13 protein-coding genes are annotated in these 15,840 nt (G+C 45.2%); 4 read left to right on the top strand and 9 right to left on the bottom strand.

The window, feature by feature from the left end; all coding sequences use genetic code 11:
- Positions 1–878 precede the first annotated feature (878 nt).
- The gene (locus tag L0Y31_RS09755; protein ID WP_234736939.1) at positions 879–2,132 is read left to right on the top strand and encodes a glycosyltransferase; all 1,254 of its coding nucleotides are present in this window, start codon (positions 879–881) and stop codon (positions 2,130–2,132) included.
- Between the two features lie 42 nt (positions 2,133–2,174).
- On the opposite strand, the gene L0Y31_RS09750 is transcribed toward L0Y31_RS09755, so the two are convergent.
- The 5 genes from L0Y31_RS09750 to L0Y31_RS09730 form a co-directional block, all read right to left on the bottom strand.
- A complete protein-coding gene (locus L0Y31_RS09750) occupies positions 2,175–3,620 on the bottom strand; it encodes a capsule assembly Wzi family protein (protein ID WP_234736938.1) in 1,446 nt (481 codons plus the stop codon).
- A 90-nt stretch (positions 3,621–3,710) separates the two neighbouring features.
- Entirely contained in the window at positions 3,711–4,823 is a 1,113-nt protein-coding gene (gene gmd, locus L0Y31_RS09745; protein WP_234736937.1) for a GDP-mannose 4,6-dehydratase, read from the bottom strand.
- On the bottom strand, positions 4,823–6,154 hold the full coding sequence (locus L0Y31_RS09740; protein ID WP_234736936.1) for a UDP-glucose dehydrogenase family protein: 1,332 nt from the start codon (positions 6,152–6,154) through the stop codon (positions 4,823–4,825). Before L0Y31_RS09740 ends, gmd begins: the two co-directional genes overlap by 1 nt.
- A gap of 413 nt (positions 6,155–6,567) precedes the next feature.
- Positions 6,568–7,302: a tyrosine-protein phosphatase gene (locus tag L0Y31_RS09735; protein WP_234736935.1), complete on the bottom strand. Its 735-nt coding sequence runs from the start codon at positions 7,300–7,302 to the stop codon at positions 6,568–6,570.
- A 108-nt stretch (positions 7,303–7,410) separates the two neighbouring features.
- On the bottom strand, positions 7,411–7,779 hold the full coding sequence (locus tag L0Y31_RS09730; protein WP_234736934.1) for an XRE family transcriptional regulator: 369 nt from the start codon (positions 7,777–7,779) through the stop codon (positions 7,411–7,413).
- A 277-nt stretch (positions 7,780–8,056) separates the two neighbouring features.
- Between L0Y31_RS09730 and L0Y31_RS09725 the strand changes: the two genes are divergently transcribed.
- From L0Y31_RS09725 to L0Y31_RS09715, 3 genes are read left to right on the top strand one after another with little or no spacing between them, the layout of a single operon-like run.
- Entirely contained in the window at positions 8,057–8,713 is a 657-nt protein-coding gene (locus tag L0Y31_RS09725; protein WP_234736933.1) for a hypothetical protein, read from the top strand.
- A gap of 12 nt (positions 8,714–8,725) precedes the next feature.
- The gene (locus L0Y31_RS09720) at positions 8,726–9,502 is read left to right on the top strand and encodes a PD-(D/E)XK nuclease-like domain-containing protein (RefSeq protein ID WP_234736932.1); all 777 of its coding nucleotides are present in this window, start codon (positions 8,726–8,728) and stop codon (positions 9,500–9,502) included.
- A gap of 38 nt (positions 9,503–9,540) precedes the next feature.
- Positions 9,541–9,885, top strand: a complete 345-nt coding sequence (locus L0Y31_RS09715) for a hypothetical protein (RefSeq protein ID WP_234736931.1) — start codon at positions 9,541–9,543, stop codon at positions 9,883–9,885.
- A gap of 40 nt (positions 9,886–9,925) precedes the next feature.
- Here the strand turns inward: L0Y31_RS09715 and L0Y31_RS09710 are convergent, their stop codons facing one another.
- The 4 genes from L0Y31_RS09710 to bamA all read right to left on the bottom strand — a co-directional run bounded on the left by L0Y31_RS09710 (position 9,926) and on the right by bamA (position 15,783).
- Entirely contained in the window at positions 9,926–11,509 is a 1,584-nt protein-coding gene (locus tag L0Y31_RS09710) for a hypothetical protein (RefSeq protein ID WP_234736930.1), read from the bottom strand.
- 243 nt (positions 11,510–11,752) lie between these two features.
- Positions 11,753–12,421, bottom strand: coding sequence for an OmpH/Skp family outer membrane protein (locus L0Y31_RS09705; protein ID WP_234736929.1), 669 nt, complete (start codon positions 12,419–12,421; stop codon positions 11,753–11,755).
- Positions 12,422–12,432: 11 nt separating this feature from the next.
- Positions 12,433–13,038 (bottom strand): OmpH/Skp family outer membrane protein, encoded by a 606-nt coding sequence (locus L0Y31_RS09700; RefSeq protein WP_234736928.1) that lies wholly within the window; start codon positions 13,036–13,038, stop codon positions 12,433–12,435.
- 108 nt (positions 13,039–13,146) lie between these two features.
- Entirely contained in the window at positions 13,147–15,783 is a 2,637-nt protein-coding gene (gene bamA, locus L0Y31_RS09695; protein WP_407084070.1) for an outer membrane protein assembly factor BamA, read from the bottom strand.
- Positions 15,784–15,840 lie beyond the last annotated feature (57 nt).

Below are 15,840 nucleotides of genomic sequence, written 5' to 3'. Positions count from 1 at the left end.
TAGCGCATTCTCTACACAATTGTCCCTCTTTAGGCGTTGATATGCCCCAGAACGACATAATTTTAGACCAGGTGCTACTTAGATGAGTTGGCTTTATCAATTTGATTGCACCATCAATATAATGGACATGCTCATTCGAATACCATTGGTCTTCCGATTCGCTGATTTTGTAGGGGTACTTTTCTATTTGATATATACCGGCTCGAATAACGCCCTGTTCACAGTAAATAAAATTCGCTAACTCATTAGAAGCTACTTGTTTACGGCAGCTTGGGCATTGCTTAAACCCTCTTTCTTGGTCAGGATTTCTAGTAACAAGACTTACATTCAGCATATGAAGCGCGATATTCTTAAGATGACAGCGAAAAGAATCAGCAAATAATTTTTCCGCTTTTTGATCATACGAAATAAGTCATTTTGCCACATATAATTTATTAAAAACTTATTAATATTAGTTAAATATACTTAGTTGCTCCTGTCAAAAATACACGTAGTTATTACAGGGTATTCTTACAAGAGTAGCTCATACAACATATGTCAGATATAAAGATTTGAACGAAGAATTAGAAATCGATTAGAATCAGCTTAATTTTTTACTATTATACTTTTACAATCAAGCTACTAAAATATATATCTGAGAAAGGATTTTTTCGGTCATAATCAGATAATAACTCTTTAATATATAAGTGTTTATGCAAATTTATATCTATGAAATTTTTTCTACAGGTTTAAAAAATAGCTTTGTAATCATTTGGTAGATAATAAAATAGTTATATTTTTATTCCTATAATACAACCTTAAATAAGGCTGAGTAAGGTGCCAGTTACTTACAAGTTGCCTTTTATTAGGTAGTACCACTCAGCGGAACACTATCCTTCATGAATATTTTACGTGTTATCGCAAGCATGGACCCATCCACAGGCGGGCCATGCCAGGGCATTCGGAACTCTATTTCTGCTCTAAAAGAAGTAGGCATTCAAAACGAAGTTGTGAGCCTAGATGACCCTTCTGTTGCCTTCCCGATCAAGGATGCATTTCCCATTCATAAGCTTGGGCCTAGTAAAAAACCCTGGAACCATAGTCCTAAGTTAGCCCCTTGGCTTCTCGACAATCTAGGGCGCTTTGATGCTGTCATTGTACATGGCTTATGGCAGTATCACAGTTATGCTACCCAGAAAGCCGTTCAGACCTTTCGTAGACAGTCCAAAAGAAATCAACAGGAAAAAAGCAAAATGCCTAAGCTTTTTGTCATGCCGCACGGCATGCTTGATCCTTATTTCCAGCGTGCACCAGGCCGAAAATTAAAAGCTATTCGCAACTGGGTTTATTGGAAGCTCATTGAAGCACGCGTTGTAAACCAGGCGGATGGTTTGTTCTTCACGTGCGAAGAGGAATTACGTCTGGCTCGGACGACCTTTAACCCCTATCACCCTAAGAAGGAAATTAATGTTGGCTACGGAGTACCTGAGCCTAAGCTCTGCACACCTGCCTTATTGGAAGCTTTTTTGAATAAACTACCTGTTTTGCGAGGACAGCCTTATTTCTTGTTTCTTAGCCGGCTTCACGACAAAAAAGGGGTAGATCTACTTATCAATGCTTATGCGGATGTAGTTGAGAAAACTACAAAACTAAGTTCTATTTCTGATGCAAAAGTCTCAACAGATACTCATAATTCTTTCCCAAGACTTGTTATTGCTGGTCCCGGTAAGGAGACTCCCTACGGTCAGAAATTACAGGATCTAGTTAATAGCAATCCACAAATTAGCGACAAGGTATTTTTTCCGGGGATGCTTACCGGGGATGATAAATGGAGCGCTTTCTATGGGTGTGAAGCCTTTGTTTTACCCAGTCATCAGGAGAACTTTGGCATTTCGGTTGTAGAAGCATTGGCTTGTGGCAAACCCGTCTTGATTTCTGACCAGATAAATATATGGCGCGAGATCGATTCTTTCAAGGGGGGAATTGTGCAGCCAGATACGCAGGTAGGCACCACTCAATTGTTAGATAACTGGTTAAACCTCGCTAAAACAGAAGAACTTGTTATGGGCAGACAGGCGCGAGCAACGTATGAATCTTACTTTGCTATTGAGCCAGCGGCCAACCGATTGGTTGAAGCCATTGCTACTAACTGATAGCAGCAATGGTAAGACTCATTATCCCGTTAAGTTTAGTTATTACCATACTTTTCGAAGTCCTATATAGCCTCCCAAGGCATCGTGAAATAGGCCACCTTTATCAAGCGAAACAGCGGCTTGCACTTCAGAACCACCTAGAAAAGCAATAGGGATACCCGTACGGATTACGCCTGAAAATTGGTCTCTTTTTCCACCTCGAAAATAGCCAAAATTCTCACTAACTGACAAACGCATGTCCAGCGAAATTCCAGAGGAAAATTCACCCATCAAAGCCGCGTGATACACTTTAATTGTATTATTGCTAATCATGCGGTCTTGCCTAGAGCCATAGAGATCCTGGCGTGTATCGTTCCAACGAGAGATAAACGGCGTACCGATTACGCGTTGCCCTCTTGCCCAACCATCAATATACTGGCCATGGTTAAAGTATTCATCGCCCTCATATTTTCCGGGTACGCTATTGAGACGATTCATTGTGGTCAAATACTCAAATGTAACTTGACGTACTCTAAATGTACGGATAGGCGTCATCTTCGTATTCTTACTTCTCAAGCCATATAAACCATCTGGGAAATTAAGAAAAACCAGTCCTGATTTATCTTCAAAAGGATGTTGATGATAGACTAATACATTCCAGCCTTTTAAATCAACATCAATCCCAAAATCAAGTGACCCTAGATGATTGCCTATTTGATTTAGTGAATCGACAGAAGAGTATCCTTCTCCTCCAGGTGTCTTAGCTACTACTAATCGTAAATAATCCTGAAATGAAGAAGCAAATTTTCCGCTTCCATTCATTGTCCACTCTCTTCTAACGTAATTTGAGCGGCCTCCCCACTGCACATTGTGTACAACACCTCCGTATAATCTTACTTTCCAATTAGGTTTGCCAATTCGCCCGAATAATGTCTTCTGATGCAAAAAAGAACCCTGCACAGAATCCGTATTCGGAAACCAGCCATGCGCATATAAAAAATTAACGGAGATAATCCCTTTTGTAAACCCTAAAGGCACAAATCCATTCGTTCCAATTTGCACTTTGGTAATCGGCATGGCGTTCTGCGACCAGGAGTAAAAACCTGAAGAAAGCGTTGAATCGCCCAGCCCAATAATCTCTCGCCTTCTGCCCGCATAGGCATAAAACTTTCCAATTCCCGCCATAGCATATGCCTCTGGCAACAATACCTGGCTTTTCTGCGCTACATTCCCCACGGCATAGGCTCCATATTTCACAAACCATCTGTTGTGTTGGGCGGAGCTGTCGGGCCGCCATTCGCCTTGGGTTCCTAATCGTAAAGTACCAACCGGAGCTGTTAAGGGAACAATGCCGTATTGATTGGCCCGCAACCAGAACGGCATGCGCTTACTGGAAGACACAAAAGCACCTACTTCCGCTGAATAACTGGACGTAAAATGAGTGTTACTTTGCGCGAAAAGGGTATTGACACTGAGAAGAATAAGGACAAAAAGAATGCTGGGGCGCATGGTGTTCCGTTGAGAAATTAAAACCTCTGCCCTACTAAAGTTGGCACTTCGTAAGACAGAGGTAAAAATAAGAATTGGGATAATACCAACCTACTCGAAATAATTCAATACCTGGTGGCCGCCTTCAACCAGAAGCTGGTCACGACGGAAAAGGGCTACGTCGGCAGAAACCATGTCTTTCACCAGGGCTTGCAGATCGTATTTTGGTTTCCAGCCCAGCTTAGTCATGGCTTTCGTTGGATCGCCCAGCAAGAGGTCCACTTCCGTCGGGCGGAAATAACGCTCATCAATGCAAAGCACTTCCTTGCCAATTTCAACCGGATAATCTGGATTGCTGGCACTTACCACAATCGCTCTTTCATGAACGCCTTCCCCTTCGAAAGCTAACTCAACGCCGATTTCGGCAAAAGCCAGGCGTACAAAATCCCGAATGCTGGTTGTAATGCCCGTAGCAATCACAAAATCTTCGGGTTTTTCCTGCTGGAGGATCAGCCACATCGCTTCGACATAGTCTTTAGCGTGGCCCCAGTCGCGCAGAGAATCGATGTTCCCCAGGTATACTTTGTCCTGTAAGCCTAAACCGATCCGCGCTACTGCCCGAGTAATCTTACGCGTTACAAAGGTTTCGCCCCGTAGCGGTGATTCGTGGTTAAAAAGGATACCGTTGCAGGCGTACATGTTGTAGGCTTCGCGGTAGTTTACCGTAATCCAGTAGCCGTATAATTTTGCCACGGCATAAGGAGAACGCGGGTAAAATGGCGTTTCTTCGGACTGCGCGTGTCCCTGTACCCCGCCGTATAACTCCGACGTGGATGCCTGATAAATCCGGGTTTTTTCGGTCAGACCTAATAGCCGAACGGCTTCCAGAATCCGTAGCGTTCCAATTCCATCGACTTGGGCCGTGTATTCAGGCTCATCGAAGCTTACCCGCACATGCGACATAGCCCCGAGGTTATAAATTTCGTCGGGCTGTACTTCCTGGATAATCCGGATGATGTTGGTCGAGTCGGATAAATCCCCGTAATGCAATTTAAGCCGTACGTTTTTTTCGTGCGGATCTTCGTAGAGGTGATCAATCCGCTGGGTATTGAACAAGGAGCTCCGGCGTTTGATGCCGTGCACTTCGTAGCCTTTTTCCAATAATAACTCGGTCAGATACGCGCCATCCTGGCCGGTAGTACCGGTAATCAGTGCTTTTTTCATTAAATGGTTTGTTTTATTTCTTCTCCAATTGCCTCGCGGCCAATGCTGTAATAGGTATATCCTTGTTCTTTAATCTGGTCTAATTCGTAGACGTTTCGGCCATCAAAAATGACTTTATTCTTTAAGAGCAGATTCATTTTGCCAAAATCGGGCGTGCGGAACAGGGGCCACTCGGTCATAATCACCAGGGCGTCGGCATCGTCCAGGGCGGCATAGGAGGTGTGTGCATATGTGATCTGGTTGCCTAAAATGTTCCGCACGTTATCCATTGCTTCTGGATCGTAAACGGTGATTTTAGCTCCTTCGGCCAGCAGTGCCCGGATGTTTTCGAGGGCAGGTGCTTCACGTATGTCGTCGGTATAGGGTTTAAACGCCAAGCCCCATATGGCGAGGATTTTCCCTTTCAGATCACCGCCAAAATGGGCTTTGATCAGCGGCAGTAGCTTCGTTTTCTGGTCACTATTAACCGCCATGACGGAATTCAGCAGGCGGAAATCGTAGTCGTATTCCTGGGCGGTTTTAGCCAGCGCCTGAACATCTTTCGGAAAACAGCTTCCACCGTAGCCTATGCCCGCAAACAGAAAGCGCTTTCCAATCCGGCTATCGGTTCCAATGCCTCGACGAATGTCATCGACATTAGCGCCCACTTTTTCGCAAAGGTTGGCAATTTCGTTCATGAACGTAATCTTGGTTGCCAGAAACGCGTTGGCCGCGTATTTGGTCATCTCTGCCGAGCGTTCGTCCATGAAAATAATGGGGTTTCCTTGGCGTACCAGCGGCGCGTAGAGTTTGTTCATCACGGCTTTGGCCCGCTCCGACCGGGTGCCGATCACTACGCGGTCCGGCTTCATGAAGTCTTCAACGGCAACGCCTTCGCGCAAAAATTCGGGATTGGATACTACGTCGAAGTCTACCTGCGCACTGAGGGAAATGTATTCGGCTACTTTTTCGGCGGTTCCCACCGGAACCGTGCTCTTATCAATAACAACGGCGTATTCTTTTAACAATTGACCCAGATCGCCGGCTACTTTCAAGATGTATTTCAAATCCGCTGAGCCATCTTCCCCCGGAGGTGTCGGCAAGGCCAGAAAAATGACCTCCGCTCCTTCGATGCCCTCGGCCAGATTGGTCGTGAATTTCAGGCGGCCTTCCGCCGTGTTACGGTTAAACAACACATCCAGACCTGGTTCGTAGATGGGAATGATGCCGTTATTAAGCTTTTCGACTTTCCGGCTGTCAATATCGACGCAAATTACCTGATTACCAGTTTCGGCAAAACAAGTACCGGTTACAAGACCCACGTAACCGGTACCTACTACTGCAATCTTCATAAAATAAGTTGGTTGTTTAGTAGATACCCATAACTAATCACTGACGACTATCAACGTTTAGGATTTTTGCTATGTAACCGAAATCAAAAAGTAGACTATTTTTTGGCAACAGTTTCTTAGAATAATCAGTTAAACATAGGCATTGAAAATGAGTTTGGAAACAGTTTTTGCACTATTTTACTGACTGGTCAGCATTTTCTTTTAAAAATCCAACAAATAATCAATTGCGTAACAATCCTTTTAAGTGTCTATAAGACAGCTTAATAGAAACCCTCTTCCTCTGGTTTTTTTGCAGAAAAAGGATATTATTTCTTGTTTCTTTTGTGCGTAGATACCTGATTATTCTAAGATCAGCAGAAAAAAATAACGCTAATTATCAGACAAAAATAAGATAGAAAAAGAGTTCTTAGAGATCACAAAGAAGCGTTTAGAAATGTTTTTCCGCCCATAATAGCAGATTCTTTTGCCGAAATTAACTGCTTCATTTTCTCCGCATCGCGCACCCGGTGCATGTCCGTTCCCAGAAAATCAATCATCCCATGTTCGAGGAAATAACGCGCCTGTTGCTGCGCCCGCGAACCGTACTGGCCATAGAGCGATAAAATATTCAGTTGGAGCAGGCAACCCTGATCGCGCAGGTTCTTGATGCGTTCGGGATGGTCTTTCAGATACGAGTAGCGCTCGGGATGCGCCAGAATGGGCCGGTAGCCCCGCGTCATCATCTGGAAAACCAGGTCTTCGAGGTTTAGCGGAGGAACGGCGAACGAAAGCTCAAAGAGTAAGTAATTGGAGCCAAAGGTTAGTAAGTCGCCTTTATGCAGCAGCGCCATAAAATACTCATCCAGCAAATACTCCGCAGCAGCCTCAATTTCAATAGTCAGGCCGTGTTCTTTAGCCGCCGCCTGGACTTCGGCAACGCCTTGGCGAATAACCGCCGAGGTATTTGGGTACATGTCCTGAATGACGTGTGGCGTCGTGACTACTTTTCGATAGCCCAGATTCTGTAACTGAGTCAGCGCTTCCAGGGCTGTTTCCATATCAGGTACGCCATCGTCAATTCCCGGGATCAAGTGTGAATGCATATCAACGCCTACAAAGCCATAATCAGTCAGTGCAGGCTGTTTTTTCCGGGTAAAAAATGAAAACATAGTGTGAATAGATAGCCTATAAAGTCTAATACTAAGTAATTAAAACCGAATATTACCAATAATCTATTTACGAGTTTTGCCTCGCTCTAGATTGTGCCGTTACCTCGCTTATTTTCGCCGCCGCGCCTCTAATTCCTGGCGCAGCAGGTCATTCGTCTGCTGTAGTAAAGCAACGCGCTCATTAAGCTGAAAAAGAAGGAATTCCATGTTGCGTAAACGCTCGTCGAGGGTAATAGCTGCCGAAGGGGTCTGCGGCAGTGTGCGAAACATCATGCCTTCTCCGCGTAATAACCAATCGGCATTCACCTGCGGGTAGGCTACCAGAATTTTCTGTAATGTCTCGTATCGTGGTTTTAATCGGCCATGCAAAATGTGATACACTTTCTCGCCACGCTTCTCACCGAGTTGCCGGGCAAATTCCAGCACGCTCACATCCAGCATTTCGATCAACTGTTGCAGCCGGTCTCCAATTTCCATAAGCAGGCAACCTTTTTTACATAAAACTATGTATTTTATGCAAGCGACTAAGAGAGCTTAATGAATGCCGAAATTAGCCGCTTTAGGGCCTTTTTACAGGCATTTTTTCGTTATTTCCCGTTCGCTAAGATCTGGCTTAGTCTGACTGAAAACTTCGTAAAAACCGCTAGGATTTTTACACAAAAGTATGTATTTTTAATAGTTCGATCAAGCCCTTATAAAAGGCAAAAGGGGCTGCAAAGCCGCCCCCTGTCCGAACAGTAAACAACAAATACTAATGAACATACAAAAAAACAACACATCAGCCGGAAATCAAAGCGGTTTGGAACTTAAAGTATATCAGAAAGTTCAGGAAACTATGGAACAGCTCGTGAATATCCCGTCAACTGCCCGCTATAAATACCTGGAAGGGCATCCCCGCCAGTATCGTTTCGATGCTAAAGAAGGGGTTTTCAACATCAACGGAACCGAGAAATTAGGCCGTACGCTGACTTTTCAGCCGATTGCCTGGCGAATTTTTTCGGATAACATCCTGAACATGGGAACGAAGAACTGGGCCGAAATTTTTTTTATTGACGATAAGGCCTGCCTTTCAGCTATTTTATTTCACGGCTATTCAGTCGATAATATTTTTCGCCTAATCGAGCCGCTCTTCTACGACGACCTGACGCTAGCGGATGTAGTTATCACGGCGGAAGCGGAAAAGAAAGAGAATACCAAAATTCAGCCTAAGGGTGTTTACTACATCTCGACATTTAGCTATAAACTGGCCGAGCCAGAACAAACCAAAACGCTGAAGGCATTTGCCGAAAGCAACAGGATTTTCCGCCAAGAAACCCTAACGGATATGGCGAACGTCAAAACGGCTTACAATTATTACAACCCTTTTGCCAACCTCACGGAACAGGAATTAGCCAGCGTTGGCCGGGCTTAACACCAGCAACCTATGGATTATTGCAGCATCCCGCGCGTGTCAAATTCTGATTTGACACGCTTACAGGAAGAATATCTGGGCCGGGGAACGGCTCCTTCGGCGCGTTTTGCCGCCAATAACTCGAATGCCGTTCGGGAAAGTACGGACCGCCAAAGCGTTGGCCGGGCTTTTCGCCATCATCTGGTCGGTCCTGAGTCGGTGGGCAGCGTTATTCAACAATTGTTACCGGATATGGCATTTAGTAAAACGGCCGAGCTAGAGCCCTTAATGCCACTGCTACGCCGCGATTCGTTTTGCAAGCGCTACCTTCAACTGGCCGAGCAAAATGGAGCGCAACAAAATGCGATTCAAGGCACCGCGCAACGCAACCGGATTGTTTTGTTTACGGAGCCAATGACCGAAGTGGCGTGCAAGGCTCGTCTGGATGTCGTTTATACAAGCGCTCAGCGACAAAATGCACTGATCATTGACTTTAAAACGACTTCGGCACAGAGCCAGAGCCAGTTTTTGCAAAGCTGCTATGATTATGATTATGACCGTCAGGCAGCTTACTATCTTGACGCGCTGCGTTTTGCGGAAGGCCGGGGAAATCAACGTGGCGAATGGAGCCAGACGCGTCATTTTCGCTTTGTACTGGTTGGGATTCAGAAACAGGAACCTAATCGCCTTTTTGCGGTCGATGCCACGGCCATACCGGAGTTTATTGACTACGGTCGGAAGAAATACCGGTTCTGGCTCCGGAAATGGCAGGAGCGCGAACAAGAGCAAATGTGGTTAAAGGCCTCTTAACGCCTTTGCTTCTCATCAATCCTTACTCGTTATTCCTTATGAACACTGAAATTCCTTATATATCGTCTAATCCAGCTTTCGAATGGGGTACGGATGGCCACGTTTTGTGGATGGAAGAACTGGATAGCTTTGGTAATTTGATTGCTAATCTGGGAACGGCTCTATCGCAGATTGCTTTCGCCATCGAATTGCAAACCGGTTGGGACCACCGCACAGACGGGCACACCTACCATCCGTTGTACGGCTATCGAATTTTGCTCCGCGACGCGACGGGAATCTGGTACGCGGTTCAACTGGATGGCGCAGGAAAACTCAATGGCCTGGTGCCACTTGAAGAACTGGATTATGAGATTGCCTACGACAAGGTGATGTGGATCGATTAAACACAAAAAAAGCAGCCTTAAAAGCTGCTTTTTTTGTGTCCTATTGGGTTTCTTCGAGGGGCGTAAAGTCTTTGAATATTCGTTTAAGCGCTTTGTCGGTGGCTTCTTTTTTGTTCTCCCAGCCAGCATCCAGTTCTAGAGCAACTAATCCTGATAAACTCATTGATGCGCGAAACTCATCCAGCCTCTTCACAAATTCCCGTTCCCGCCGGGTTGACTTCAAAGCAAATTCCCGGGCAAAAACATCGCCTTTGTTTTGTACCTCACTTTTCTTGCTCATCACGTAATTAAAACGGTCGAGCAGGTCTTTCATTGATTTACCAACTACTTCGGTTGCTTCCAGCGTTCCCATCGTCATGACGGCGGTTCCACCCACTGCCGAGACATAGCGAAGGTTAGTCTGCACGTTCGGATTTTTATTGTTCGCCGCCACGGTGGGTGTTACGCCCGTTACGGCACCCAGCGAGGCATTCACCATCGAGCGATTCCGCTTGCCGCGTTTTGCTTTCCGGTAGCTGCGCTTCAATTCGTTTTCCTTTTCCTGCAATTGCTCCAGTAAATTCCAAGCGCTCACGATAGCCTGCCGGTATTGAATGTAATAATACCGATCTTTCTCGGCCTCATTCACCGCATTACAAACCACAAAATTAATCTTCCGCTCCTGCCGGTTCTGAGCTTTGTCGAGCGCGTAAAACACAATCTGAAACGAAAGCGAATCAAGCGGATCTTTCACAAAGTCGTAACCTGGCGTCCAGACAAACTCGTATTGAGTCGGCGTATTTTTGATCAGAGTTGATTTTGGCACCTGCAAATTCTCAGACAGAAAATCGAACGTGGCAATGTCATCATCACCATTTGGGTCACTCAGGTAAAACTTCAGGTTGATGGTGGCATTCTCTTTAATCTTCACTTTGGAGTATTCCGGTACCACGTTGATTTCGGGCGGCAAATCCATCTGGGTTACTTCTACCTTCAAGCGCCCTTTGGTACGGGCTTTTGTTGGCTGATCTTCTACCCAAAATTCGATGTATTGCGGTTTTTCTTTCAGCTTGTTAAACTGATTGAGGGATAACTGCCAGGTTACTTCACCCTGTGCTGACATCTTGAAATTTTCCGGCATCTGGTCCGTAATCGGAATAAATACAAGTGGGTCGCCATCTTCATCCCGGATGGAATTGGAATCTATTTTATACGAATTCTGGGTTTTGTAACGCACATAAAAAGGCCGTAGATCACCAACCAACGGCGGGCGGTTGACGTGTTGCACTTTAAATTCGACCAATTGAGTAGCGCGCTCACCCGTTTTGGTTTGAACTTCAAAAATGACGGGAACCACTTTATTCATGGCGGTCCGGTCGGCGAGGTCATAGCCGGGGGTCCAACGAAATCGTCCCGTTGAGTCAAGTACCATGCCATCGGCCTTGCCTTCGGAAATGCTGAATAATAGGGTGTCTGTTTTAGGACCAACTGCTTTTAAAGTAAACTCAATGGTACGCCCTTCTGAAACTGTATTCCAATTAGGTTGCTGGGGTAGAACTATTTGAAGAGACTTGCTTTCCTGAGCGATGCTCCAGCTTACGGTGAAAAACAGCAATAGGATTAATAGCAATGTCGTTTGCCGCATAATGGATTAAGCCAATCTATTGTTTTATTGGTAACGTAAAATTAGTAGTTAGATTTTACGATTAAATCAAGCAAGCTTAGATTTCCCAAAATAGCACAACAAATATTAGTTATTTGCACTTTTTCGATTCGCGAAATCAAGTAGAATAGCTCACAAATAAAAATAACGCCAACATACTGAGCATGTTGGCGTTATCAAAATTAAACTGCCCTTTCAATAAGATTTGGACAGGCCTTTAGGCAATTAATTCTTTTTCTTAGGTGCCGGTGTTGACTGAGCCGGTGTCGCTGGCTTAGTGCTGCTTGACGTTGATGTGCCCGCAGCCGGTGTTGCTGCTGCACCAGGAGCTGGCGGCGTTACACCCATTTTCTTGAATACCAGGTCTGTAATGTCCGACTCTTTTGTTGCGTACAACAAAATAGGCAGCGTTCCCTGACCAGCGTCAAGGTTGAAAACATGCGTAAAGCTATTGTCCTTCGCTACGGCATCAATGTTCGTCTGAATTTTCTGCATCACAGGATTTACCAATGTCTGGTATTTCTTCTGCAATGACTCTTCTGAGTTGCGTTGGAACTCCTGAATGCTTTGTTGCAGCGTTTGCAGTTCTTTCTCGCGATCCGCTTTGATAACGTCTGTCATCTGGGCAGCGCCTTTTTCGTAGACACCCAGCTTATCCTGAAACTCTTTCACTTTAGCATTATAGGCATTGCCTAGCTGAGTCCGCTGGATATCAAGCTGGTTTTGAATGTCTTTAAATTCCGGCATTCCTGCCAAAATATAATCAATGTTAGTATAGCCAATTTTAACAGTTGCCGGGGCAGCAGTTGTGGCGGCTTCCTGTGCTTGTGCCTTTACCTGACCTGCTCCCAACATTAGCACTGCTGCCAGTGCAAGGATGAATGTATTCTTCATTCTGACTTTAGTTATTTAGGTTTTTGCGTTGGTTTTGTATTTGTTTTTGGTTCTCCCGCTGGCGGTGTCACGTTATCAGCCGTTCTAGAACTTTTCTGATCGATACTTAGTCCCAGCTCTTCCATCACGTAGTCACTATAATCGTGACGGGGATCGGTATAAAGCATCACAAAATCGCTGGCTTTATCGAACATAAAGTTCAGCTTTTTTTGAATCGCTACTTTTTCAATGGCCCGATTGACTACTTCCATAACGGGTTTCATCAAATCTTTTTTCTTCTGATACAAGAGGCCTTCGTACCCAAAAACCCTATTGTTATATTCCCGGGCTTCCCGCTCTTTGTCGCTGATGATTCGTTGACGATCGCGCTTCATTTCTTCGGTCAGCAGGATTTCCTCGGCATTGTAAGATTTCTGTAATTTTTCAATTTCAGTGTACTTATCCTGGATATCTTTCGACCACTTATCCGCAAACTTATCGATCTCTGTCAGAGCCTTTTGGTATTCCGGCATCTTGCTGGTAATGAAGTCCGTGTCCACATAACCAAACTTCTGTGCCTGTGCTGGCAAAAGTCCCCAAAGAGACAGCAAAGTTACTAAAACTAGATTTTTTTTCATATCCGCCTGGCCTTTTTTTGCTTATAGCCGAGCAACAATCCCTTGAGAATCAATAACGTTTTCAAGCAGCTTGCCGTTCCCGTTTACAACGAAATACCAGATTCCTTATTATCTAATTTGCTGTCCGATTGTGAAGTGGAACTGACCACCAGGACCTTTTTGCGCTCCTGGATTCTTATCAAATCCATATCCGTAATCAATACCAATCAAGCCAAATGCAGGCATGAAAATCCGGGCACCGATCCCCGCCGACCGTTTCAGGTCAAACGGATTGTAGTACTTAAAGTCACCCCAGTTGTTCCCTGCTTCCAGGAAGCTCAAAACAAAGATGGTTGCCGACGGATTTAAGGACACAGGATAGCGAAGCTCCATCACAAATTTATTGTAAACAACCCCACCCCGTTGCCGGTCGTTGGCGTCTGGCATTACATTGTAACGACCCGTATAAACACTCCGGTCATCGTAGCCACGTAGACCGATAATATCCTGAGCCAGTGCAAATTGACCTGTTCCAGCCAGACCCGAACCACCCAGTACGAAGCGTTCAAATGGACTGTAATCTGCTTTCGGACTGTAGCGCCCCAAGAAGCCCATGTGAGCCCGGGCGTTCATAACCAGCTTTCCGGTAACCGTGGCAAACCAGCTTGCATCGAACATCCATTTGTGGTATTCAACCCATTTGTAACGCTCGTTCAAATCACGGCTTAGCGGCTTATTGCGGAACAACGAGTAAGGCGGCGTTAGGGACGAACTCAACGAGAACGAAGACCCTGAACGCGGGAACTGCGGGTTATCGATGCTATTCCGCGCTAGCGTAGTATTAAACAAGAAGCTGTTTGATGTTCCATTGTTGAACTCCTGTCCAGTTTCCGCATCTCTAATATAAAATAGGTTTAGCCGATCCAAGCCGTAACGTTGGTAAGTCAACGAGTTGCTCAGGGTAAAAAAGTCATCCGGGAAACGAAGGCGACGGCCCAGCGAAAGCGAGATACTGGTGTTGTTATACGCTCCAAACGCAGTTGCGTTCCGTAGAGAATTACCCGTTCTGTAGATACTAAATTGGTCGAATTGCCGGAAAATAGTGTGGCTCACACCAATTGAAAATGCGTTCGGTTTTTTTCCACCTAACCAAGGCTCTGTAAACGTCAATGAATAAGTCTGGAATTGCCGTCCGTTAGCCTGGAAACGCAACGCTAGTTTCTGTCCGTCACCCGCCGGAAGTGGCTTCCAGGCGCTCAAGTTGGTGATATTTTTGGCCGAGAAGTTATTGAATACCAAGCCTAAAGTACCGACAAAACCCACGAATCCACCCCAACCACCGGATAACTCAATCTGATCGGAAGGTTTTTCCTCAACGGTATATTCAATATCAACCGTTCCATCAGGTTGCGGCACCGGCACAATTCCAATTTTCTCCGGATCGAAATAGCCGAGCGTCGCTAATTCGCGTTGCGTCCGAATGATGTCGGTTTTGCTAAATTTCTGTCCGGGTAACGTCCGAATCTCGCGAAGCACAACGTGGTCGCTAGTTTTAGTATTCCCGTTAAGTACAATTTTGTTAATGGTAGCCTGTTTTCCCTCAAAAATCCGGAACTCAAGGTCAACCGAGTCACCTTCTACACTTTTAATAACGTCTTCGGCATTGTAGTACAGATAACCCCGGTCCATGTATACGGAACTTAAGTCCGCGCCCGGAATACCGCCTTTACGTCGTTCGATTTCTTCTTTGCTGTAGATATCACCTTTTTTCAGCCCCAATACCTGGGTCAGCTCTTCGGCAGTATACAGGTAGTTGCCCGTCCAGGTAATATCCCGAATGTAATATTTATTGCCTTCATCAATGTTCATCACGATGTTGACACTTTTGCCATCAAAAGCATAAACAGAGTCAAACGTAACGATGGCATCCCGGTAACCTTCCTTGTTGTAGTATTCGATTACCTTTCCTTTATCCTCCTCAAATTTCTTCGGAATAAATTTCGAAGGCGTAAACAAACGACCAAAGCGAGCTTGCTTGGTGCCCTTCATTTTTAGCCGGATTTTAGACTCTTCAATCTCTTCCCGGCCTTGAATCTCAATGTTATGAATCTTAACTTTTGGCCCTTTTTCAATCAGCACACGCATGGCGGCATAATTTCGGGCGCTGTCCGTCGAAACCGTCGTGATTTGCACTTTTGTGTTTAGAAAGCCTTTTTCAACAAAGAATTTCTTTACACTCAACTGCGTATTTTTGATAATTGTGCTGGAAACCAGACGCCCCAGGTTCAACTTTACTTTATCTTTCAGTGCGTCCTGCTCGCCTTTGCGAATACCCAGAAAATCAACCTTGTATAAACGCGGTTGCTCTTTGATTTCAACATTCAGGTGAATCTGGTCACCTTCCACTTTTGTAGCCAACAGTTCAACATCTTCCAGCAAGCCCGATTGCATGAGCTTCCGGATGGCGCTGTTGACGTTTTCACCGGGAATGCGAATTTTATCCCCTACTTTCAGACCCGTGAGTGATAAAAGCGAATTGGGATCCAGGTATTTGTTTCCGCTAACGGTCAATCCTGCAATTTCATATTCCTTTGGATCGGCGTAGTTAACATCGATAACTTCAGCGCTTGCCGAGCCACGCCCCACCCCTACACCAATTCCTGGCCGAACCTGCGCCCGAACAGTCAATGATGTAACAGAAAGCAACGCACAAACGGCGACCGTAGTTGCCAATTGCCAGCTTCTAATCAAAACGGTAGATTTCAATTCCTTGAATTTTGTTAGTATACTATTACTAATGACCCTTCTTTTGGGAAAATCGTT

The organism is Tellurirhabdus bombi (assembly GCF_021484805.1).
Classification (GTDB): domain Bacteria; phylum Bacteroidota; class Bacteroidia; order Cytophagales; family Spirosomataceae; genus Tellurirhabdus; species Tellurirhabdus bombi.
The sequence above is the reverse complement of the archived record's forward strand: the minus strand, read 5'-3'. Positions and strand labels throughout refer to the sequence as shown.